This window comes from Streptomyces sp. 12E, assembly GCF_055633275.1.
This window is the reverse complement of the sequence record NZ_JBVNCJ010000001.1, coordinates 4,454,967-4,477,476: the sequence shown is the minus strand read 5'-3', so window position 1 is coordinate 4,477,476 and position 22,510 is coordinate 4,454,967. Positions and strand designations below refer to the sequence as shown.

18 protein-coding genes, 1 pseudogene and 1 riboswitch are annotated in these 22,510 nt (G+C 71.8%); of the genes and pseudogenes, 10 read left to right on the top strand and 9 right to left on the bottom strand.

All coding sequences use genetic code 11. The features are described 5' to 3' along the window. The first annotated feature begins 18 nt into the window (after window positions 1–18). Window positions 19–1,647: a DUF5691 domain-containing protein gene (locus ACZ8ZB_RS20865; protein WP_470739179.1), complete on the top strand. Its 1,629-nt coding sequence runs from the start codon at window positions 19–21 to the stop codon at window positions 1,645–1,647. Between the two features lie 245 nt (window positions 1,648–1,892). Here the strand turns inward: ACZ8ZB_RS20865 and ACZ8ZB_RS20860 are convergent, their stop codons facing one another. Continuing rightward, window positions 1,893–2,309: a cobalamin B12-binding domain-containing protein gene (locus ACZ8ZB_RS20860; protein ID WP_030829691.1), complete on the bottom strand. Its 417-nt coding sequence runs from the start codon at window positions 2,307–2,309 to the stop codon at window positions 1,893–1,895. A gap of 413 nt (window positions 2,310–2,722) precedes the next feature. Here ACZ8ZB_RS20860 and ACZ8ZB_RS20855 point away from each other — a divergent pair, with 413 nt between their 5' ends. Continuing rightward, the gene (locus ACZ8ZB_RS20855) at window positions 2,723–3,589 is read left to right on the top strand and encodes an esterase/lipase family protein (protein ID WP_470739178.1); all 867 of its coding nucleotides are present in this window, start codon (window positions 2,723–2,725) and stop codon (window positions 3,587–3,589) included. Between the two features lie 358 nt (window positions 3,590–3,947). Then, window positions 3,948–5,447, top strand: a complete 1,500-nt coding sequence (locus ACZ8ZB_RS20850; RefSeq protein ID WP_470739177.1) for a M23 family metallopeptidase — start codon at window positions 3,948–3,950, stop codon at window positions 5,445–5,447. A 30-nt stretch (window positions 5,448–5,477) separates the two neighbouring features. Here the strand turns inward: ACZ8ZB_RS20850 and pcrA are convergent, their stop codons facing one another. Then, on the bottom strand, window positions 5,478–7,958 hold the full coding sequence (gene pcrA / locus ACZ8ZB_RS20845; protein WP_470739176.1) for a DNA helicase PcrA: 2,481 nt from the start codon (window positions 7,956–7,958) through the stop codon (window positions 5,478–5,480). Between the two features lie 255 nt (window positions 7,959–8,213). After that, window positions 8,214–8,370, top strand: a riboswitch (cyclic di-AMP (ydaO/yuaA leader). Between the two features lie 7 nt (window positions 8,371–8,377). On the opposite strand from pcrA, the gene ACZ8ZB_RS20840 reads away from it, so the two are divergent. Continuing rightward, window positions 8,378–9,571 carry a C40 family peptidase gene (locus ACZ8ZB_RS20840; RefSeq protein WP_470739175.1) on the top strand — a complete coding sequence of 398 codons (1,194 nt, stop codon included), beginning with the start codon at window positions 8,378–8,380 and terminating at the stop codon, window positions 9,569–9,571. Between the two features lie 234 nt (window positions 9,572–9,805). On the opposite strand, the gene ACZ8ZB_RS20835 is transcribed toward ACZ8ZB_RS20840, so the two are convergent. Beyond that, entirely contained in the window at window positions 9,806–10,159 is a 354-nt protein-coding gene (locus ACZ8ZB_RS20835; RefSeq protein ID WP_470739174.1) for a hypothetical protein, read from the bottom strand. Between the two features lie 440 nt (window positions 10,160–10,599). Here ACZ8ZB_RS20835 and ACZ8ZB_RS20830 point away from each other — a divergent pair. After that, window positions 10,600–10,944: pseudogene (locus tag ACZ8ZB_RS20830) on the top strand (C40 family peptidase); the annotation flags it as partial. A gap of 11 nt (window positions 10,945–10,955) precedes the next feature. On the opposite strand, the gene ACZ8ZB_RS20825 reads toward ACZ8ZB_RS20830, so the two are convergent. Beyond that, the gene (locus ACZ8ZB_RS20825; RefSeq protein WP_470739173.1) at window positions 10,956–11,669 is read right to left on the bottom strand and encodes a LuxR C-terminal-related transcriptional regulator; all 714 of its coding nucleotides are present in this window, start codon (window positions 11,667–11,669) and stop codon (window positions 10,956–10,958) included. Next, on the bottom strand, window positions 11,666–12,958 hold the full coding sequence (locus ACZ8ZB_RS20820) for an ATP-binding protein (RefSeq protein WP_470739172.1): 1,293 nt from the start codon (window positions 12,956–12,958) through the stop codon (window positions 11,666–11,668). Before ACZ8ZB_RS20820 ends, ACZ8ZB_RS20825 begins: the two co-directional genes overlap by 4 nt. 179 nt (window positions 12,959–13,137) lie before the next feature. Between ACZ8ZB_RS20820 and ACZ8ZB_RS20815 the strand changes: the two genes are divergently transcribed. Together ACZ8ZB_RS20815 and ACZ8ZB_RS20810 are read left to right on the top strand one after the other, a co-directional pair. After that, on the top strand, window positions 13,138–14,496 hold the full coding sequence (locus tag ACZ8ZB_RS20815) for a PspC domain-containing protein (RefSeq protein WP_470739171.1): 1,359 nt from the start codon (window positions 13,138–13,140) through the stop codon (window positions 14,494–14,496). Then, window positions 14,483–14,719: a hypothetical protein gene (locus ACZ8ZB_RS20810; protein ID WP_470739170.1), complete on the top strand. Its 237-nt coding sequence runs from the start codon at window positions 14,483–14,485 to the stop codon at window positions 14,717–14,719. The genes ACZ8ZB_RS20815 and ACZ8ZB_RS20810 overlap by 14 nt, the downstream gene beginning before the upstream one ends. Window positions 14,720–14,726: 7 nt before the next feature. Here the strand turns inward: ACZ8ZB_RS20810 and ACZ8ZB_RS20805 are convergent, their stop codons facing one another. The 3 genes from ACZ8ZB_RS20805 to ACZ8ZB_RS20795 all read right to left on the bottom strand — a co-directional run bounded on the left by ACZ8ZB_RS20805 (window position 14,727) and on the right by ACZ8ZB_RS20795 (window position 17,733). Then, window positions 14,727–15,251, bottom strand: coding sequence for a DoxX family protein (locus ACZ8ZB_RS20805; RefSeq protein WP_470739169.1), 525 nt, complete (start codon window positions 15,249–15,251; stop codon window positions 14,727–14,729). A gap of 263 nt (window positions 15,252–15,514) precedes the next feature. Continuing rightward, a complete protein-coding gene (locus tag ACZ8ZB_RS20800) occupies window positions 15,515–16,795 on the bottom strand; it encodes a hypothetical protein (protein ID WP_470739168.1) in 1,281 nt (426 codons plus the stop codon). Between the two features lie 143 nt (window positions 16,796–16,938). After that, complete coding sequence (locus ACZ8ZB_RS20795) at window positions 16,939–17,733, bottom strand: class II aldolase/adducin family protein (protein ID WP_470739167.1); 795 nt, start codon at window positions 17,731–17,733, stop codon at window positions 16,939–16,941. A gap of 163 nt (window positions 17,734–17,896) precedes the next feature. Here ACZ8ZB_RS20795 and ACZ8ZB_RS20790 point away from each other — a divergent pair, with 163 nt between their 5' ends. Continuing rightward, the gene (locus ACZ8ZB_RS20790) at window positions 17,897–18,376 is read left to right on the top strand and encodes a pyridoxamine 5'-phosphate oxidase family protein (RefSeq protein WP_470739166.1); all 480 of its coding nucleotides are present in this window, start codon (window positions 17,897–17,899) and stop codon (window positions 18,374–18,376) included. A 9-nt stretch (window positions 18,377–18,385) separates the two neighbouring features. Here the strand turns inward: ACZ8ZB_RS20790 and guaA are convergent, their stop codons facing one another. Further along, the gene (gene guaA, locus ACZ8ZB_RS20785; RefSeq protein WP_470739165.1) at window positions 18,386–19,966 is read right to left on the bottom strand and encodes a glutamine-hydrolyzing GMP synthase; all 1,581 of its coding nucleotides are present in this window, start codon (window positions 19,964–19,966) and stop codon (window positions 18,386–18,388) included. Between the two features lie 335 nt (window positions 19,967–20,301). Here guaA and ACZ8ZB_RS20780 point away from each other — a divergent pair, with 335 nt between their 5' ends. Together ACZ8ZB_RS20780 and ACZ8ZB_RS20775 are read left to right on the top strand one after the other, a co-directional pair. Then, a complete protein-coding gene (locus tag ACZ8ZB_RS20780; protein WP_030829640.1) occupies window positions 20,302–20,598 on the top strand; it encodes a chorismate mutase in 297 nt (98 codons plus the stop codon). Window positions 20,599–21,330: 732 nt separating this feature from the next. Next, the gene (locus ACZ8ZB_RS20775; RefSeq protein ID WP_470739164.1) at window positions 21,331–22,449 is read left to right on the top strand and encodes an LPXTG cell wall anchor domain-containing protein; all 1,119 of its coding nucleotides are present in this window, start codon (window positions 21,331–21,333) and stop codon (window positions 22,447–22,449) included. Window positions 22,450–22,510 lie beyond the last annotated feature (61 nt).

The following is a 22,510-nucleotide window of genomic DNA, read 5'->3' as shown; positions in this document are numbered from 1 at the left end:
CCTTCGGGAAGGAAGCTCATGAGCAGGACGACCACCTCCGTGGGCACGTCCCTCCCGGACTCCTGGGAGGAGCTGGTGACCACGGCCCTGCTGGGCACGGACCGGCGCACACCGGCGGGCTCCGCGCCCGGACCGGACGCGCCGTCCGCCCTGCTGGACGCGGCGGCCGTGGCGACCGTACGGCGACGCGCCGGCCTGCGGCCGTCGCGGGCCGCGGAGCGTCCGCGGCCCGCCCCCGAGGACCCGCGCCCTCCGCTGCCGTCCGCCGCCGCGCGCCGGCTCGCGATGCTGCTCGCCGACCGCCCCGGCGCCCCCGGCGGTGGGCGCCGGGGCACGGCCCCGGACCTCATGGAGCTGCTGCCCCAGTGGCTGGCGGCGGCGAACGCCCGCGGGTTCGCGGCACCCCCCGCCGCGCTGCCCGCCCTGCTCGACGCCGCACGGGGACGGACCGACCTGCGTCCGGCGGCACTGCGGTTCGCGGGGCCGCGCGCCCTGTGGCTGGCCCGGTTCAACCCCGACTGGCGGTTCGCCCTGCGTTCCGCACCGGGCGGCGGCGCGTCCGCGCCCCGTCTCCACGACACCGAGGGCATACGGCGGCTCTGGGAGGAGGGCCTCTTCGCCGAGCGGGTCGCCCTCCTCGACGCCCTCCGCTCCCGCGAGCCGGCCACCGCGCGGGAGCTCCTCGCGGCGAGCTGGGCGACGGAGCGGGCGGAGGACCGCCTGATGTTCCTGGACTCGCTGCGCACCGGACTCGGTCCGGACGACGAGCCCTTCCTCGAGCAGGCCCTGGCCGACCGCAGCCGCAACGTACGGGCGACGGCGGCGGAGCTGTTGTCGGCGCTGCCCGGCTCCGCGCTGGCGGAACGCATGGCGGTCCGGGCCGGGGCGTGTGTGGCCGTCGACCACACACGGGACACACCGACGCTCACCGTCGAGGCGCCGCACGAGTGCGACGCGGGCATGGAACGCGACGGCGTGGTGGCCAGGGCCCCGGCGGGCCGGGGCGAACGGTCCTGGTGGCTCGGTCAGCTGGTGGAGGCGGCGCCCCTGGGCAGCTGGTCGCGGCGGCTCGGCGGGCGTACGCCCCGGGAGATCGTGGCGCTGCCGGTGGCGGACGACTGGCAGGGCGAACTGCACGCGGCCTGGTGCCGGGCGGCGGTACGGCAGCGCGACGCGGCGTGGTCCCGGGCGCTGCTCGGGGAGCCCTCCGCGCCGGAGGCGGGCGGCCCGGGGGCGGTGTCCCTGGCCGAACGCGCCCAGCTGCTCGGCACGCTGGACGCCGCCGGGCGGGCCGAGTGGGTGGCCGGGTTCATCGAGACGCACGGCCTGTCCGAGGCGTTCCAACTGCTCGGGGTGTGTGCCGTGCCCTGGGCGGCGCCGGTCGGGCGGGCGGTGGTCGACGCGCTCGACATCGCGCGTGACGCAGGGAGTTATCCATGGAGTTTCAGCGGAGTCATGGGCCTGGCCGAACGCTGCCTCGATCCGTCCGAGGCCGGCCGTCTCGACGCGCTCCTGGCCACACCGGACGAGCCGGAGGACGCGTCGCCCGGAGCCGGCGGCTACTGGTCGGAGGCCTTCCAGCGGCTGGTCACCACACTGCGCCTGCGCGCGGCCATGCTGACCGAACTGTCCCCGGCCGCCACCTGACCGTGCGCAGGCAGGCGAACCGAGCCGATGCCGTACCGGTCGTACGGGGTCACTGGACCGAACTCGGCACGTCAGCCAATGCCTGGGCCTTGCCGACCCCGGGCCGGTGCGGCACGGGGGTACGTCACGCGGTTTGGCACTCGCGGGGTGCCGCCGCGCCCGTCCGTGCCGCCCCAGCGGCACGACTGCCCGCGGGAGCGGCGGTGCGGACCCTGCCCTCACACGCGGGGCGCCGCGAACGCGGCCTACGCCTCCGCGGGCTGCCGCACGTTCGCCCGTACCCAGTCCACGATGGACGCCGTGGTCGCACCCGGGGTGAAGATCTCCGCGACGCCCTTCTCCTTCAGCGGGGCGATGTCCGCCTCGGGGATGATCCCGCCGCCGAAGACCAGGATGTCCGCCGCGTCCCGCTGCCGCAGCAGCTCGATGACGGCCGCGAAGAGCGTGTTGTGCGCCCCGGAGAGGATGGACAGGCCGATCGCGTCGGCGTCCTCCTGGATCGCGGTGTCGACGATCTGCTCGGGGGTCTGGTGAAGCCCGGTGTAGATCACCTCCATACCGGCGTCGCGCAGCGCCCGCGCAATCACCTTGGCCCCGCGATCGTGGCCGTCGAGCCCCGGCTTGGCCACCACCACGCGGATCGGACCGGCTGCCACACCCATCACTGCCTCCATGAAGCGACTACATCCATCCGTACCGACAAGTACCGCACACATTCGTCATGCCGTACACATCGTTCGGGCACCTCGGCCCGAACCGGCCGGGGAAGTGAACGAACGTTATCCCCAGCATCCCGCAACCGGCAGTTTCACGGTGCGCGGGGAGGGGCAAATCACACGGAGGGACACGTTCATCGCGCAGCGTTCCCGGCCTCCGAGGCCCACGCACCGCGTGCCCGTGCACCACTCGGGCAACGGTGGGAACATGCGTACAAGGGATTCGCACCGAGGTCGCCGTGCCACCGCGCCCCCTCCACGCACCGCACGCGCGCGCCGTCGACCGCTCTCGCGGCGATTTCCCATGAGGGCACACGGGGGACAGGGCTGTCCTCCCGCGTGCCGACAGGAGGTCGGCCATGAAGGTCACCGAGGCAGCTCTTCCCTTCCTGCCGCTCTGTCGGCGTCTTCTGCCGACCCGGCTGGCGGATCTCTCCCTGGCCCTGTTGAAGGCGACCGCCCTGGAGCTGGCGATCCTGGCGGGCCACCTCCTGCTCTATCCCGCCGGCATCGTCCAGGAGCGCCGGGGCGCGCCTCCCGCGCTGCCCGCCCAGGACGGCACCGCACAGCTGCCGGCGGAGGCCAAACCCCCGGTGGTGCTGCTGCACGGCTTCATCGACAACCGGTCGGTCTTCGTCCTGTTGCGCCGCAGCCTCTCCCAGCACGGCAGGCAGCAGATCGAGTCGCTCAACTACTCGCCGCTGACCTGCGACATCCGTATCGCGGCCGAACTGCTCGGACGGCACATAGAGCAGGTGTGCGAACGCACGGGCAGCCGCCGGGTCGATGTGGTCGGACACAGCCTCGGCGGGCTCATCGCGCGGTACTACGTGCAGCGACTGGGGGGTGACGCCCGCGTGCGGACCCTCGTCACGCTCGGCACCCCGCACTCCGGCACCCGCGTCGCACCGCTGGCCAACGCGCACCCCATCGTGCGCCAGATGCGTCCCGGCTCGCCGGTGCTCGAGGAGCTCGCCCAGCCCGCGCCGGGCTGCCGTACGCACTTCGTCGCCTTCTGGAGCGACCTCGACCACATCATGGACCCGCTGGAGTCGGCGTGCGTCGAGCACCCCGACCTGACGTCGGTGAACATATGCGTGAGCGGCGTGGGCCATCTCGCCCTGCCCGTGCACCCGGCCGTGGCGACCCGCATACGGCAGGCCCTGGACACGGCGCATCCCGGAGAGCCGTCCACCGGCCGTCCGGAAGGCCTGACGGTGGCCTGACGGTGGCCTGACGGCCGGTGCTCCCGGACCGATCCGGGTCGCCGCCGCACGGAGACGGCGCGCGGCGGCGCGACACGCCCGGCGTCCGCGCCACGAGGCAACCGGAACCGAGCGTCCCCCTCGACGGTGGTCCGAACAACAACGGCCGGAGGCGGCTCACTTACCGCCGCCACCCCTCGCCATCTCGAACAAATTTCGAACAAAAAGCCAAGACCACGCCCGTCGTCCGCCAAAAGACAACCGATTGCCCGTTTCCTGCGCGCACGAAACCTGGGGAAGATTGTCGTGCCCGCATACCGCCGGGTACAGTCGCCGCACTGCTCTGGCAGCCCCTGTTGTCGAGGCGAAAGAGAAGTTGGTGAACGACCGTCACCCGTCGGGGACCATGGACCCGGCTCCGGCTTCCGATGCCGTCTCGGCGCCCCATGCGGCGTACGGCACGCAGGAAGCCCCGTACGGCGATCTCACCACGTACGGCGAACACGATTCCACCGGTTTTGCCGCCACCCACTTCGGGACCGGCGACCACACCACCGGAGCCTTCACCGCAGACCCCCTCTTCGGCGACCTTCCCGGCGGCGGCCACGACACGGGCGCGTACGACACCGGGCACTGGCCCGCGGGCGGTCACGACACCAGGCAGTACGACGGCTACGCGACCCCGTATCCGTCCGCGTACGACACCGGCGGCTACGACGCGACCGCCTGGGCCACCGGTCATCACCTGCTGACGGTGATCCCGCCGCAGGCCGGCTCGCCGGAGACCAGCGGCCAGTGGGACTCCGGTGAATGGCTCCGGCCCGATCAGGCCGGGAACCCCGCCGACGAGACCCAGCAATGGGACTGGGGCACGCAGACCTTCGACAGCGGTGCCTACGACGCCACGCAGTGGAACTCCGACGGCGGTGACACCACCGCCCCGGCGTCCGCGTCCGACGCCTACGAACCGCAGACCGAGTCCTACGCGCACCAGGGCGAGCCGTTCGACCAGGATCCCTACGAGGCCCACGCCGCCACCGAGCCGGCCGACACCGGTGAACTGCCCGCGGTGCACCTGCTCGACGAGCAGGAGGAGACCGTTCCCGCCCCCACGTCGCGCGCGGCCTCGCGCGCCGGGTCCCGCTCCCGCCGCCGTACGCCCGCCAGACGCTCCGCGCTGCTGACGGTGGCCGTGCCCTCGGCGTGCGTGATGGGCGTCGCCGGCATCGCCGCGGCCTCGGTCGGCAACCTGACCGACGACGGCGCCCAGGAGACGGCGACGACCGCGGCGGACGCCCAGCCGGTGAAACCCTCCACCGCCAACATCAAGCTGGACACCCAGCTGGAGAGCCTCGCCGCCGGCGCCGACGACTTCGCCGACCGGGCCAGCCGCACCCAGGAGCGCATCGACCTCGAGGCGCAGCAGGAGGCCGATCGCAAGGCGGCCGCCAAGGAAGCGGCCCGCAAGGAGCGGCTGCGGCCGAAGTTCGCGCTCCCGGTCGCGCAGCACGGACTCAGCGCCTACTACGGCCAGTCCGGCATCAACTGGATGTCCGTCCACACCGGCATCGACTTCCCCGTCCTGTACGGCGCGACGGTGATGGCCGCCACCGACGGCACGGTGCGCACACAGCTCAACCCCGCCTACGGCAACATGATGATCGTGACGGCGAAGGACGGCACGGAGACGTGGTACTGCCACCTCTCCAGCTACCAGGTCGCCTCCGGTACGACCGTGAAGGCCGGCGACCCGATCGCCTTCTCCGGGGACTCCGGCAACTCGACCGGACCGCACCTGCACTTCGAGGTCCGTCCCGGCGGCGGCTCGGCGATCGACCCGCTCGCCTGGTTCCGCAGCCACGGCCTCGACCCGTCGTAGGGTTCGCCCCCGACGGGTCGAGGCGGACGCCTACAGCTTCTCCACCGGCGCGTACCGCAGCAGCAGCCGCTTGGGCTTGGTGTCCCCGAAGTCGATCGTCGCCTCCGTGTTGGCGCCCGTGCCCTTCACCGCGACCACGGTGCCGAGGCCGAACTGGTCGTGGGTGACCCGGTCCCCGACCGCCAGCGCCACCACGGGCTTCTCCGCGGTCCGCCGGGTGGCGAAACCGGAGGCTCCCGAAGCCGACGAGCGGGAACGGGACGACGACAGCGAAGCCGCCACCCCCGACACCGGACCGGAGGACACGGGCGCGCTCGCCCCCGTCCGCTTCCACTCCAGGTGGGCGGCCGGGATCTCCTCCAGGAACCGCGAGGGCGGGTTGTAGGACGGCTGGCCCCACGCGCTGCGCAGCGTCGACCGGGTCAGGTACAGCCGCTCACGCGCGCGCGTGATGCCGACGTACGCCAGGCGCCGCTCCTCCTCCAGCTCCTTGGTCTGGCCGAGGGCGCGCATGTGCGGGAAGACGCCGTCCTCCATGCCGGTGAGGAAGACGACCGGGAACTCCAGGCCCTTGGCGGTGTGCAGGGTCATCAGGGTGATGACACCGGAGCCGTCCTCGTCCTCGTCGGGGATCTGGTCGGAGTCGGCGACCAGGGCGACCTGCTCCAGGAAGTCGGACAGCGCGACCGACTCGCCCTCGCCGCGCTCCTGCTCGAACTCCAGGGCGACGGCGGCGAGCTCCTGGAGGTTCTCGATCCGGGTCTCGTCCTGCGGGTCGGTGGAGGCCTGCAACTCGGCGAGGTAGCCGGTGCGTTCGAGGATCGCCTCCAGGACGGTGGCCGGGCCCGCGCCGGACTCGACGACCGTACGGAGGTCCTCCATGAGCGTGTTGAACCGCTTCACGGCGTTCGACGACCGCGCGGCCATGCCGTACGCCTCGTCGACGCGCTTCAGCGCCTGCGGGAAGCTGATCCTCTCTCGCTGGGCGAGGGCGTCGATCATCGCCTCCGCACGGTCGCCGATGCCCCGCTTGGGTACGTTGAGGATGCGGCGCAGCGGCACCGAGTCCTCGGGGTTGGCGAGCACCCGCAGGTAGGCCAGGACGTCCCGGACCTCCTTGCGCTCGTAGAAGCGGACGCCGCCGACGACCTTGTAGGGCAGGCCGACGCGGATGAAGATCTCCTCGAAGACACGGGACTGGGCGTTGGTGCGGTAGAAGACGGCGACGTCGCCCGCCTTCGCCTCGCCCGCGTCGGTGAGGCGGTCTATCTCGTCGGCGACGAACTGGGCCTCGTCGTGCTCGGTGTCCGCGACGTACCCGGTGATCCGCGCGCCCGTGCCTGCGTTGGTCCACAGGTTCTTGGGGCGCCGCGACTCGTTGCGCTCGATGACGGCGTTGGCCGCGCTCAGGATGGTCTGGGTGGAGCGGTAGTTCTGTTCCAGCAGGATCGTGGTCGCGTCCGGGTAGTCCTCCTCGAACTGGAGGATGTTGCGGATCGTCGCGCCGCGGAAGGCGTAGATCGACTGGTCGGCGTCGCCCACCACGCACAGCTCGGCGGGCGGGACCTCGGCCTCGGACGGTGCGCCGGCGGAATGCTCGGAGGTGCCGACGAGCTCGCGCACCAGGGCGTACTGGGCGTGGTTGGTGTCCTGGTACTCGTCGACCATGACGTGCCGGAACCGGCGGCGGTAGTGCTCGGCGACGTCCGGGAAGGCGCGGAGCAGATTGACCGTCGTCATGATCAGGTCGTCGAAGTCCAGCGCGTTCGCCTCGCGCAGCCGGGACTGGTAGAGCGCGTAGGCCTGGGCGAGGGTCTTCTCGAAGCCGTCGGCCGCCCGGGCGGCGAAGTCCTCCTCGTCGATCAGTTCGTTCTTCAGGTTGCTGATCTTGGCGCTGAAGGACTTCGGCGGGAAACGCTTGGGGTCGAGGTCCAGGTCGCGGCAGACCAGGGCCATCAGCCGCTTGGAGTCGGCGGCGTCGTAGATCGAGAACGACGACGTGAAGCCGAGCTTCTTGCTCTCGCGGCGCAGGATGCGCACGCACGCGCTGTGGAACGTCATGACCCACATGGCGCCCGCACGCGGGCCGACGAGCTGCTCGACGCGCTCCTTCATCTCGCCCGCGGCCTTGTTGGTGAAGGTGATCGCGAGGATCTGGCCCGGATGGACGTGCCGCTCGGCCAGCAGGTGGGCGATGCGGTGGGTGAGCACGCGGGTCTTGCCGGAACCGGCGCCGGCCACGATGAGCAGCGGGGAGCCGGAGTGCACGACGGCGGCGCGCTGGTTGTCGTTCAGCCCTTCGAGGAGTGCGGCGGCGTCGATCACCGGGCGTGGGGCGCCGTCGCGGTAGTGGGTGTCCCGTTCCGGCGGCAGGTCGAACTTCCCGCCGAACAGGTCGTCCGGGATCGGCTCCGGTACGTGCTCGTCCTCGGGCGGTGGCGGGGGCTCGCCCTCGGGGCCCCGCTGGGCCTGGAGGTCCGCCAGGAAGCTGTCGTCAAAGAGGCTGCTCATCGCTCTCCGAGTCTAGGGCGCTCCACCGACAACCTGAGGCCACCCCGGGAACATCCCCGGTTTCCGGCAGCCGGAGCAGGGTCTTCACCCTTCAGAACCGATATATCACCCTGGGTCACCCCGCGCGCAAGGTCACGAAAATGTATCGGGCATATCACCCATCAACCTTCACAGGCGCCACACCGGTTGGCTACGGTGCGGGCGGGCCGCACGACCCCCACCGGCGAACCTCGCCGGGCCGCGCGGCCTCCGCCGAGTCCGTCCCTGCCGATCGCGGCAGCCGGAGCCGGGGACCCACCGAGACCATGGGGTGAATCGGCCCACTCCCTCGCGGAGCGGCCGTAGGGCAACCCTTCCAAGCACCCGCCCGAACCCGACAGCTAACCCGGTAGGCGGAGCGTTGGAAGGAGTCGCCTCCCTTGGCGTCGCACCGCAAGTCGCGCACCCCCGGCACCCGCGTGGCAGGCATACGGACCCCGGCCCTCGCCACGGCCGCCCTGACCTCCGTGGCCCTGCTCTCCCAGACGGCCACCGCCGCCCCCTCCGACGACGGCAGGCCCAGCCTGGAGGAGGTCGAGAAGAAGGTCGACGACCTCTACCGCCAGGCGGAGTCGGCGACCGAGAAGTACAACGCGGCCAGGGAGAAGACCGCGAAGCAGCGCAAGCAGGTGGACACGCTCCTCGACGACGTGGCCGAGCGCACCCAGAAGCTCAACGAGGCGCGGGCGGAACTGGGTTCCTTCGCCGCCGCCCAGTACCGGACCGGCGCCGGCATCCCCGACACCGCGACCTTCCTGCTCGCGGACACGCCGCAGGACATCTTCGACCAGCGCCAGGTGATGGACCGGATGACCGGCCGCCAGAAGGAAGCGGTCGACGACTACGTCACCCAGCAGTCCGAGACGATGAAGAAGCGCCAGGAGGCCACCGAGAGCCTCGAGACGCTCACCGAGACCCAGGGCGACCTGAAGACGGCCAAGGCCACCGTCCAGAAGAAGCTCGCCGACGCGCGCGACCTGATGGCGGAGCTGACCGCCGAGGAGAAGGCGCGGCTCGCGGCGATCGAGAAGAAGAAGCAGAAGGAGGCCGCCCGCAAGGCCGCCGAGCTCGCCGAGCAGCAGAAGGCCCAGGAGGAGGCGGCCGCCGCCCAGCAGGACAGCGGCACCTCGGGCAGCGCCTCCGGCTCGGCCGGCACGCCGTCGACGTCGACGTCGACGTCGACGTCGACGTCGACGTCGACGGACTCCTCGTACGCCACCAAGGCCGAGAAGGCCCTCGCCTTCGCCCGCGCGCAGATCGGCAAGCCGTACGTCTGGGGCGCCACCGGCCCCGGCTCCTACGACTGCTCCGGCCTCACCCAGGCCGCCTGGAAGGCCGCCGGAGTCACCCTCCCGCGCACCACCTACGACCAGGTCGACGCGGGCACGACGGTCCCCGTCTCCCAGGCCCTCCCCGGTGACCTGGTCTTCTTCTACGACGACATCACCCACGTGGGCATCTACATCGGCAACGGGATGATGATCCACGCGCCGAAGCCCGGCACGTACGTCCGCGAGGAGTCCGTCTACTACGACGGCGAGTCCTCGATCCACAGCGTGGTGCGCCCCGCCTGACCCGCTCGGAAGGGGCGGGGAAGGAGCACGGGGGTTCCTCCGGCACCGTCCCCGCCCCGCTCCCTCTCCGTGCCGGCCCACCTCACGGCGCGCGGTGCCGGGCGGCCGTGTTCCCCTGGGAACGCCGACGGCGGTGACGCTGTCCGCGTCCACCGCCGTCGGCGTTCCCCGGCCCGGGAGCCGGGGCACGCCCTGTCGCGGGCCGCGGTCACGTCCGGCCCGTGGAGCAGAGGGTCAGGTCCACAGCACCGCGATGAAGACATTCGTCACGGTCAGCAGTCCGACCAGGCCGAACAGGCCCTTGTCCACCTTCTCGTCGTCCCGCTTCACATAGACCAGGCCGAGGATCACGATCAGCAGGGCCAGCTTCACGCCGATCTTGATGTTGTCGACGGAGTGGTCCTGGGCCTGGTTGAGACCGACCAGGACCACACCGGTGACCAGCATCGTCAGCGCGCCGTGCAGCATCGCGGGGACGAACCGGGCGGTACCCGCGCCCATCGCCTTCATCTGGGTGAGGAAGCCGCCGAGGAGCGACGCGATGCCGATGATGTGCAGACCGACGAAGAGGTGGATGAGTACGTCCATGAGGCCGGAGCCTAGCCATAGCCGCCTCGTAGCACTCCAGCGCCCTCATCCGTCCTTCCTCCGCCATATCGGTCATCACCCTGAGTGAAGACGACGAAGCCGGAACGAAATCCTGGTCACCTACGGTCACCCGACGATCCGCTCACGTCACTTCCGCGCAACCCGCACCGGGGCCCCGCGGCCGGGCCTAGCGTCCTCCCCCAGGTGACCGGCTCTCCACCGCCGCCCGGCCCAGAGGCGGCGACCGGACACCACCGCCGAAGAAGGTCCGGCGGCGGACGGCTCCCCCGTGCACCCCCGCCGCCGGACCGCCGGACCGCCGGACGGCAGTCCGCTCCGCGCGGCCGTGCACGAGGACGGGAGGCCAGGTGGCAGCGCACCGCAGGACCCGACCGCGCCCCGCACTCCTCGACGGACGCCCGGGAGGCCGCCTTGGCGGCCCCCGCGCGGCGGAGGCCGTCTCCTACGCCTACGCCAAGCTCGGCAGCCCTCACGTCTGGGGCGCGACCGGCCCGGACGCCTTCGACTGCTCGGGCCTCGTGCAGGCCGCGTACCGCTCCGCCGGTGTCTCCCTGCCCCGCACCACCTACGTCCAGATCGACGCCGGCCGCCGCGTCCCCCGCTCCGAACTCCGCCCCGGCGACCTGGTCTTCTTCTGCTCCGGCATCAGCCACGTCGGCATCTACGTCGGCGACGGCCGCGTGATCCACGCCCCGAACCCCTCGGCCCCGGTCCGCGTGGCCCCCATCGACGAGATGCCCTTCGCGGGCTCCACGCACGTGGTCCGAGGGCCCGCTCAGACCAGTCGTCGCGCCGTCGCCCAGCGGGTCAGTTCGTGGCGGTTGGAGAGCTGGAGCTTGCGCAGGACCGCCGAGACGTGGGACTCGACCGTCTTCACCGAGATGAACAGCTGCTTGGCGATCTCCTTGTAGGCGTAGCCGCGGGCGATCAGCCGCAGTACCTCCCGCTCGCGCTGGGTGAGGCGGTCGAGGTCCTCGTCGACCGGCGGGGCGTCGGTCGAGGCGAAGGCGTCCAGGACGAAGCCGGCCAGCCGCGGCGAGAAGACCGCGTCCCCCTCCTGGACCCGGAAGATCGAGTCGACCAGGTCGGTCCCGGTGATCGTCTTGGTCACGTATCCGCGCGCACCGCCCCGGATCACCCCGATCACGTCCTCCGCCGCGTCCGACACGGACAGGGCGAGGAAACGGACCGGCCGCTCGGCGTCGCCCATCAACGGGGCGCAACGGCGCAGCACTTCGACGCCGCCGCCACCGGGCAGGTGCACGTCGAGCAGGACCACCTCGGGCCGGGTCGCGGTGATGACCGTGACCGCCTGGTCGACGTCGGCGGCCTCGCCGACCACCTCGACGCCCGTCTGCGCGGTCTGTCCTATCTCCGCCTGGACCCCCGTGCGGAACATGCGGTGGTCGTCGACGAGGACGACACGCACATGACGCCCGGCACTCCCCGCCGCTCCCGTCGTTCCGTTCGCCTCGGTCGGCTCGCTCATGACGTCTTCTCCGCCCTCTCCATCTCCAGCTCGACCTCCGTGCCGCCGTCCGGCACCGCGCGCAGCCGCGCCGTGCCTCCGTTGCGCTCCATGCGGCCGATGATCGATTCTCTGACGCCCATGCGGTCGGCGGGTATCGAGTCCAGGTCGAAGCCGGGGCCGCGGTCCCGGACGGACACGAAGACCGTCCTCCCCTCGACTTCGGCGTAGACCTGCACCGCGCCTCCCTCGCCACCGTACTTGGCGGCGTTGACCATCGCTTCGCGCGCGGCCTGCATCTGTGCGCTGATCCTCTCGTCGAGCGGACAGTCTCCGACGACCACCACCTCGAGGGGGACGCCGTGCTTGTCCTCCACCTCGGCGGCATTGCGCTTCACCGCCTCGGCGAGCGTGGCGGGTTCGTCGTCCTCGTCCTTCCCGTTGCCCTCCGGCTTGTAGAGCCAGGCGCGCAGGTCGCGCTCCTGGGCCCGGGCCAGGCGGCGCACCTCGCCCGCGTTGTCCGCGTTGCGCTGGATCAGGGTGAGGGTGTGCAGCACCGAGTCGTGGACATGGGCGGCGACCTCCGCACGTTCCTGGGCCCTGATGCGCATCAGGCGCTCCTCGGAGAGGTCCTGTGTCATGCGCACGAGGTAGGGGCCGGCGAGGAGGGTGATGCCGACGAGGACCGCGAGGGCCGCCTGGAGCACCGAACCGAGGTGACTGCCGGAACCCCGCAGGACGAAGATGCCCGAGGCGCCCGCCGTCACCAGGAGCACACCGGCCACGGCCCGCAGCAGCGTGACCGTGCGCCGTCGGCGGCCGACCTCCATCCAGCGGGCCCGGCGGGCGTTGTCCGCCTGCCGCCAGACCAGGGCGACGCCCGCACCGACCAGCACGGTCGGCCAGAGGTAGGCCCTGGTGCCGTTGCTCAGGTTCACGTTGCCCACGAAGATCATGGCCACGACGACCATGAGGAGCAGGGCGACGATCTGCCCCTTGTCCGGTCTACGGGTGACGAGTCTGCGCCGACCGTCCGGCGAGGTGTCCGTCACCACCAGCGAGGGCGGTTTCTGCGCGTCCACACCTCCGACGCCCAGGGGTACGAAGAACCAGAACGCGGCGTACAGCAGCGCGCCGAGACCGTCGGCCATGAACAGGCCGACGAAGACGAGACGTACCCAGATCACGGGCAGCCCGAGGTGCCCGGCGAGCCCCCGCGCCACACCGCCGAGCCAGCGTCCGTCACTGCTGCGGTAGAGCTTGCGCGGCGGCCGCGGCTCGGCTACTGGCGCTGCTGCGGCTTCCGACATGCCAATGATGGTCACACGGCCGAAGTACCGGAGCATCAGGGTCGGCCCCGGAGACTCCCCTGATCTCCGCGGGCCGGGACCGTCGAACGTTCCCCCGGCCCCCCTGGGGGACCGATATCAGGGTCCGGCCAGGGTCGTACCGACTGCCGCCGCGGCGGCTCGCCCGTCACCATGGATCCATGACCGATCACCAGCACGCCGCGACGGGGCCGGGACCCGTCTCCGCCCCGGAGGGAGCGACCGCCCCGCCGCCGGAACCGGCCGACGAGAGCGGACGCTTCCGGCGCGACCGCCGGCACCAGTTGCTCGGCGGGGTGTGCGCGGGGCTCGGCCGGCAGTGCGACATGGACCCGGTGATCTTCCGGATCACGCTCGCGGTCCTGTCCGCCACCGGCGGCATCGGCCTCATCTTCTACGGCTTCGCCTGGCTCTTCGTCCCGTACGAGGACGAGGACGAGAACGGGATCCGCCGGCTGCTGACCGGCCGGGTCGACGGCCACACCCTGACGGCCGTGCTGTTCGCGCTGGTGGGCTGCGGCATCTTCCTCACCATGCTGAGCAACGACGGAGTGCTGAGCTTCGCCGTCATACTGTCCCTGCTGCTCGCCGGCGCCGGGTACTGGTCACGGCGGCGCGGCGCGCCCAGCCCCGACCACATCGCCGCCCAGGCCGCGGCCGACGCCCCACCGGAGCCCCAGGCGCCGCCGGCCCCCTCCGCCTTCCCCTCGTGGTGGCGTGATCCGATCGTCAAGGACGGCACACACGTCGGTGGCACGGGCTATCTGTGGGGGCCCCGGGACTCCCGCGACATGGACATCGCCGCCGCCGTCGACATCAACCTCGACCCCCGCGTCGGCACCCGCGGCATCGCGTACGCGCCGCTCCACCGGCCGCCGAAGCCGCGCGGCCCCCGCGGGACCGGCGGCTGGATCTTCCTGCTCGCCCTGCTCGCCGGCGGTCTCGGCACCGGGCTGACGTGGGAGGGGCATCCCCTCGGCACCAGCCTGCAGACCGGTCTCGCCTGCGCGCTCGCCGTCTTCGGCATCGGCGTGGCCGTCAGCGCGTTCCTCGGCCGTACCGGAGCGGGATCGATCGTCCTGGCGGTCGTCACGGCGGGCCTGCTCGCCGGCTCGGCCGCCCTGCCCAAGGACATCGGCACCGACTGGACGCGCACGACCTGGGAGCCCACCTCGGTCGCCCAGATACGCCCGGCCTACGACCTGGGCGCCGGTGAGGGCGAACTGGACCTGTCCGCGATACGCATCCCCGGGGACCGCACCGTCTCGACGCGGGCCGATGTCGGCCTGGGCCGGATCCACGTGATCGTGCCCAGGGACGTGACCGTGAGACTGAGCGTCGATGTGGGAGTGGGGGACATCCAGTTGCCGGGCGACAGGCAGAAGGACGTGGACGTGGCACCGGGCAAGCACAAGGAGGTGACCCTGGAGCCTCCGGCCGGCGTCGAGGAGGCGGGCACACTCGACCTCGATCTCCAGGTCGGCGCGGGACAGGCGGAGGTGAGCCGTGCTGCGTCATGAGTTCCAGCCGGGCAGGCTGGTGGCCGGCGCCTTCCTCATCCTCGCTGCGGTGATCTACGCAGGTGACGCGGGTGGCGCCTGGGACACCCCGTGGTTCGTGGTGATCCCCGTGGTCACCGGCGGGCTCTGCCTGGCCGGCGCGGTGGGTTCCCTGACCGGCCTCGTACGCCGCCGCCGGGACAGGTCGGTCCCCCGGAGGGCCGACGCGGAGACGACACCCTGAGCGGGCGCTACCGGTGCTCCCCCGTCCGCTGCCGCCGCGCGTGCAGAGCGGCGTCCACGGACAACAGCGGAGCACCCGCCAGCACCAGCGGAATCCAGGCCATCAGGTACGGGAGGTCGTTGCCGTAGTAGTACGGATCGGCGGCCCAGCTCACGGTCAGCCACAGGCTGAGGGAGATCAGCGCGCCGCCCAGGGCGGCGATGCGGGTGAGCAGGCCGAGCAGGGCGCCGATGCCGACGGCCAGCTCCCCGAGGGCGATGGCGTATCCGAACGCGACGGGGCTCTCCAACGCCATGTCGACCAGCGCGGGGACGGCGGAGGAGTCGCGGACACCGCGCATCATGTCGCCGATCGATCCGGCGCCGGCGTCCTTCATGAACGCGCTGTCCGTGAGTTTGTCGAGGCCGGCGTAGAGGAAGGTGATGCCCAGGAAGACACGCAGGGGGACGAGGGCGTAGCGGGCGGCGGTGTCCCGCCAGTCCCCGTCGCCGGGGCGCGGGGAGCGCGTGTCCGCCCGCATACCGTGGGTCATCGCCGTCCGCCGCCTCTCACTGCCGTGCCGGGACCTCCGCGTCAGTCCATACGTACGACGAATGAGGGCGGCTCAACCCTGGGCACGGGGTTTTTCTTCGGACGCGGTGCTTGCGGACACGCCGGTGCCGGTGCGGTTCGGGGGGTGTTCGCGCAGCCCGGCGCTGGCGGGGTGCCGTCGCACCCATCCGTGCCGCCCCAGCGGCACGATCGCCCCCGGGAACGGCGGGAGCGGCGGCGGCTGCCTGTGGTTCCCGGCAGGGTTCAGTCCGTCACGTCGATCGTGTAGCGGTTGGTTTCCACGCCTGCTGCTGTGACGACCTGTACCTCCACCCGCCCCGGCTCCACCTCCGCCGGCACGGGCACGGTCAGCAGCGAGTCCGTCGGGTTGTCGAAGCCGCCCTTCACCGGGACCAGCGGCACATGCACGTGCACCGGTCCCACCCGCACCACCATCCGTGACAACCGGTCCGCGCCCTGGGCCCCCGCCGGCACGAACCCGGCCCCGCGGATCTCGATGTCGTCGCCGGTCCGGATCGGCGCGTCCAGATCACCGGCTTCCCGCGCCCGCACCACCGACAGAATGACCGGACGCCCGCCCTCCGCGTACTTCCCCGCGAGATAGGTCGCCGCCGACACCAGGACCACCACCGCGAGTCCCCATGGCAGATCCGGCAGCTGGTCCGGTCGCCGGGCCAGCCGCACCGCCGCGAACACCAGGGCGACACCGCTGATCACGACGTACTGGATGTCGGCGAAGCTGCCCCGGCCCGAGTCGTCGGTCAGCAGGTCCGCCGCCCTGGGCCGGTACGCGCGCACCTTCTGCAGGCGCTGTCCCAGCACCCGCAGTCCGACCACCCGCCGCACCAGCACGGCGATCCCGCACACCACGGCCAGCACGGTCACCACACCGGCGCCGCGGTCCAGCTCCAGCCCGTCGATCAGGGCGTCCCGCTCCCGGTTCCCGGAGGCGGCCGCGAGCCGCCCCACCAGAACGAGCACCGCGAACGCCAGGAACAACACCCAGCACGCGGCCACCGCACGGGACGTGGAGAGCCGGTTGTCCTCCCCGATCACCGGCGCCAGCGCACCCCCGCGTGCCCGGTGGAACCACGCCGCGGCGGTCAGCGCGCCGGCCACCACCAGCGCCGCCAGCAACCCGGCGGTGCGCGCGGCGGTCCACCCCGCGCCGATCGCCGTGAACGCCTGCCCCAGGAGCAGCAGCACGACGCCCGCCCACACCGCACCCGCGGTCCGCCGCCACAGCCGCACCAGCCACGCCGTGCCCTCGGCCCGTCCCCGTTCGGCGACGACCTCCGCGGCCTGCGTCAACTCCTCCGACACCCACTGCCGGGAAGCGGAGGCGGAGTGGGCCACCGCGGCCGGCACCCCCTGCCCGGCCGCGAACTCGTCCCGCTTCAGCAGGAACGCGGCGACCGCGCGCCGATGCCCCTCACGCACTCCGTGCGGACAGTCCCCGCAGGTGCAGCCGCCCTCATGGGCGCCCACGTCGGGGCCGCCCTGCCTCGCCTCCTGCACCGCCACGCCCGAAGCCCGCCTTCCCCGCCATCAAAAACACGACACAAGTCCCCTGCGACGAAAGCGAATTGTGCCCTACACCGCCCCCTCGCCGTCCGGCAGGCCCGGTCCGGACGAGTGAATTTCACGACGACGGGTTGACCTGCCGTCTAACTCAGCAGATCCGGCTCGCTCCGGCTGATGTCCTGCCACATCGGCTGGTAGTTGATCCACGCCACCAGGTCCCCGCCCAACTGCTCCCGCGTCGCCACCGCCTGCCGGTGGTCGATCAGGACGGGCCGACCCGCCGCCTTCGCGGTGAGCTGCACCTGACAGGACCGCTCCATCGTCACGAACCACCAGGCCGCCGCGTCCACCGAGTCGCCCACGGTGAGCAGTCCGTGGTTGCGCAGCACCAGCGCCTTGTGGGAGCCGAGCACACCCGCGATCCGCCGTCCCTCCTCGGCGTCGACGGTGACGCCGCTGTAGGCGTCGTAGAGGGCGTGGTCCTCGTAGAAGGCACAGCTCTCCTGGGTGATCGGGTCGAGCAGGTCGCCGAGGGCGGCGAGGGCACGGCCGTGCACCGAGTGGCAGTGGGCGACGGCGACGACGTCGGGCCGGGCCGCGTGCACCTGGGCGTGCACGGTGAACGCGGCCTGGTTGACGTGGTGACCGCCCTCGACCACCTGGCCGTCCCGGTTGGCTAGCACCAGGTCGCTCACGGTGACCTGCCGGAAGGGCATCCCGAACGGATTGACCCAGAAGCAGTCGCTGAACTCCGGGTCGCGCGCGGTGATGTGCCCCGAGACACCGTCCTCGTAACCGAGCCGCCCGAAGAGCCGCAGCGCGCCCGCGAGCCGCTGCTTGCGGTGCCGGCGCTCGTCGTCGACCGACTCGTGCATCGGCGGCATGGCGAAGCGCAGTTTGTCGGTGGGCAGCGGCAGGGGCGGCGTGGGCCCGTGCATGAGTCCTCCCGCGGGGGTGTGCGTACGGGGCGGAAGTTACCGGCGGGCCGCCCCGTACGACAGCTCTCTTCCGTAAAGATGCGGCACGGGGCCCGCTGCTCCGTCCGGAGGACCCCGCCGATACCCGACACAGGATGTCCGGTTTCCACGCAACACTCGTCCCATGCACACGAATTGGGCGGCCTTCCTCGCCGCCGAACCGGATCTCGCGAAGACCGTGGAGGAGCGCTTCGCCGCGTACCCCCACCACGTTCTCGCGACCCTGCGCAAGGACGGCTCACCGCGCACCGCCGGCCTGGAGGTCCGCTTCCTGAACGGGGAGCTGTGGCTCGGCATGATGCCGGGTTCGCTCAAGGCGCTCGATCTGCGCCGCGACCCGCGCTTCGCGCTCCAGGCGAACCCCGGCGACGGCACGGGCATGGGCGGCGGCGACGTCCGGATCAGCGGCCGGGCGGTCGAGATCGCCGACGACGACACGGAGACCCGGCGCGGGTACGCCGAAGAGGTGGAACCGCCGGAGCCGTTCCACCTCTTCCGCACCGAGCTGACGGAGGTCGTACGGACCCGCGTCGAGGACGACAAGTACCTGGTCGTCCAGGTCTGGAAGCCCGGAGAGCCGGTGCGCGCTCTCAGACGGACATGACGGTGGGGACTACTCCCACTCGATGGTGCCCGGCGGCTTGGAGGTCACGTCGAGGACGACGCGGTTGACGTCCCGCACCTCGTTGGTGATCCGGGTCGAGATCTTCGCGAGGACGTCGTACGGCAGCCGTGACCAGTCGGCGGTCATGGCGTCCTCGCTGGAGACCGGGCGCAGCACGATCGGGTGGCCGTAGGTACGGCCGTCGCCCTGGACGCCCACCGAGCGCACGTCCGCGAGCAGGACCACCGGGCACTGCCAGATGTCCCGGTCGAGACCGGCCGCGGTCAGCTCCTCGCGGGCGATGGCGTCGGCCTCGCGGAGCAGGTCGAGCCGCTCCTTGGTGACCTCGCCGACGATGCGGATGCCCAGGCCCGGTCCGGGGAACGGCTGGCGCTGGACGATCTCCTCGGGCAGGCCGAGCTCCTGGCCGACCATCCGGACCTCGTCCTTGAACAGTTTGCGCAGCGGCTCGATCAGCTTGAACTCGAGGTCCTCGGGGAGGCCGCCCACGTTGTGGTGGGACTTGATGTTGGCGGTGCCGGTGCCGCCGCCGGACTCCACGACGTCCGGGTAGAGGGTGCCCTGGACCAGGAACTCCACCGCCGGACCCTCGTCCGCGATGATCTCGGCCTGGGCCTGCTCGAAGACCCGGATGAACTCCCGGCCGATGATCTTCCGCTTCTCCTCGGGGTCGGAGACGCCCTTGAGGGCCGTGAGGAACCGCTCCTGGGCGTCCACGACCTTGAGCTGCACGCCGGTCGCGGCCACGAAGTCCTTCTCGACCTGCTCGGTCTCGCCCTTGCGCATCAGGCCGTGGTCGACGTACACGCAGGTCAGCTGGGAGCCGATGGCCTTCTGGACGAGCGCGGCGGCGACGGCGGAGTCCACACCGCCGGACAGGCCGCAGATGGCGCGCTTGTCGCCGACCAGCTCGCGGATGGCGTCGACCTGCTCGTCGATGACGTTGCCGGTGGTCCAGTCCGGGGTCAGGCCCGCGCCCCGGTACAGGAAGTGCTCCAGCACCTGCTGCCCGTGCGTGGAGTGCATCACCTCGGGGTGGTACTGGACGCCGTAGAGCTTCTTGTCGTCGTTCTCGAACGCGGCGACCGGGACGATGTCCGTCGAGGCGGTGACGGTGAAGCCCTCGGGGGCGGCGGAGCAGGCGTCGCCGTGCGACATCCAGACGGCCTGCTCCTCCGGGGTGCCCTCGAAGAGGGTGGAGGAGTTCCTGGAGACACGCAGGTCCGTGCGGCCGTACTCGCGGGCGCCGGTGTTGTCCACCTGGCCGCCCAGGCTCTGGGCCATGAGCTGGAATCCGTAGCACATGCCGAAGACGGGGACGCCGGCCTCGAAGATCTCGCGGTCGAGGCTGGGGGCGCCCTCCTCGTACACGGACGAGGGGCCGCCGGACAGGATGATCGCCGCCGGGTTCCTGGCGAGGATCTCCTCGACCGGCATGGTGCTCGGCACGATCTCGCTGTAGACCCGCGCCTCGCGGACGCGACGGGCGATGAGCTGGGCGTACTGCGCGCCGAAGTCGACGACCAGGACGGTGTCGGGCGCGTTGGCAGCGGGAGACGCTGATGACACGAGGTGCCTTCCGGCGGTGGGGCGGGAGTCTTGTGCCCCCCAATTCTACCGAGGCGGCGGCGGAGCATGTCGCGCCGCCGGGACCGGGCCCCGTCTCACCATGCGACCGGTGTTGGACGGCCGCGGCCGACCGGGCATACTTGCCCCATGCTCACGCACCCGACCTTCCTCTTTACCTATGGCGACCGGCCCGCCGGCTGCCATGGTCGTGCTGCTTGAGCAACTGACAAGCGACTTCCCAGGCGCCCCGGGCCGACAAGGTCCGGGGCGCCTGGCGTTCTCCTCCGGACCCTGTCGCTCCGGGGCACCGCACCCGTCCTTCGAGGAGCCCCGCCATGACCGCCACCACGACGCAGCCGACCGAGAAGACCGGCGCCCGCACCGCCGAGGCCGCCGAGCTGATCACCGGCGCCCGCGAGCGGATCGACGCGCTCGACGACCGGATCATCGGTCTGGTGCAGGAACGGATGGCCGTGTCGGCCGTCATCCAGAAGGAACGGATCGCCTCCGGCGGGCGGCGGGTGAACCTGTCCCGCGAGATGGAGGTCCTCGCCACCTACCGGGACGCCCTGGGCAAGCCGGGCACCGCGCTCGCGATGACCCTGCTGGAGCTGTGCCGCGGCAGGATCTGAATCCGCTTCCGCGGTACGGACGTACGCACCGCCCCTCACCCGTACGGCGCATGACCGGGACCGGAGCCGCCTCGTTGGTACCGGTGTCCGGGCCGGCCGGGGACGGGCCGGGAGGACCACGCGCGGCTCGCCGGAGCGATGAGGCGTGCGGCTCCGCCGTACGCCGTGGGACCTCGCTCCGGACGAGTGACCGGACGGCAGGGGACAGCGGCCCGGTCACCCCTGAGAACGGCCGGTCCCGGGGACACCCGGGACCGGCCGTCGGGACCGGCCCCTCCCCCGCTCGCGGAGGTACGCCTCGGGTGCGGGTCACGCCACCGCGATCGTCGCCCCTCGGCTCCCGGCTGCGATCGTAGGGGTCGAACGCCTTGCCGGACGGCTCTTCGAGGTGGAGGCGCGGATGTCGCGCTCGCTGTCCTGGACGAACTCCTCCCGGACGCCATCAGGGAGGGACGAGGACTCCGTTCCGGACTTTTCGGACGGTCGTTCGGGCGCGGGTCGCGTGCTTTCTCTCGACGGCGGTCGTAGGCGGCCGAGGGTGCGCCGACGGCGATCATCCCTCATCTGTGATCCACCTCACATGAGAATTCCGTGAAGGCCTGGACAACCATCCACCGGCCTTGTCGATCGAACTCACTGAATCCTCACGGACCACACCCGTGACGCCTTCCGCGAAGGCGCCTCCCATCTCGTACCGCACCCGAGCGGTACACCGGACTCACCGAGGTCTTCATGAAGCTTCGCCGCGCCATGGCCGTGGCGGCCGCGACGGCCGTCATAGCGCCGCTGGCCCTGCTCTCGGCCCCGGCGGCCTTCGCGACCGGTGGTGAGGAGACGCCGAGCACGTCGACGAGTGCTTCCGCCGAGGGCGAGAACCCCCCGGCAGAAGACGAGAACCCGCCCGCCGAGGACGAGAACCCCCCGGCAGAAGACGAGAACCCGCCCGCCGAGGACGAGAACCCCCCGGCAGAAGACGAGAACCCGCCCGCCGAGGACGAGAACCCCCCGGCAGAAGACGAGAACCCGCCCGCCGAGGACGAGAACCCCCCGGCAGAAGACGAGAACCCGCCCGCCGAGGACGAGAACCCCCCGGCAGAAGGCGAAAAGCCGCCCGCCGAGGACGAGAACCCCCCGGCAGAGGACGAGGACGACGTCGAGCTGTGCCTCGACGAGAAGGGCGGCACCGCCAAGCTCAGCGTCGAGCTGAAGAGCGGTCTGGTCGGCCTGCCCGAGACGATCGTCGCCGGCAGCGGCTGGAAGGCGTTCTCGTTCAACGTCTCCAACCGCGGCGACGAGGAGATCAAGGACATCAAGCCGCTGATCGGCGTCGCCGCCGTCGGCTGGGACGCGGAGGACTACTCCGGCCAGATCACCGTTCAGGTGTTCGACAAGGCCGCGGGGAAGTGGACCACCCTGGCGGACACCGCCGGTGAGGGCAGTACCTTCGCCGCGTTCTCGCTCGGCGCCGGCCGGTCGACCTCGTACCAGCTGCGGCTCAGCGTCTCCGGCGAGGTGCCCGACGCGCTCGGCATCACCGGCGGCCTGGCCGAGTACGCGGACGACGACGGCTGCTGGGTCGCCGACGACGCCAACGGCTGGATCTACTTCTTCGACATCCTGGCCGCAGGCTCCGCCCCCGGGAAGCCGAACGACGCCAAGCCGCAGACCGGCGGCAAGGTCGAGCTCGACAAGGTGAAGAAGGTGAAGGACGTCAAGGTCACCGGCACCCTCGCCGCGACCGGTTCGAACTCCGCTCTGCCGATGATCGGCCTGGCCGGTGGCGCCGCCGTCGTGGCCGGCGCCGGTGCGGTGTTCGTGGTGCGCCGGCGCAGGGCCGGTTCGGAGGCGTAACGCCGCCCGGCCGCACCGTGTGCGGCATCACCCAGGACAAGGGCGAAGGACCTGAGCTCGG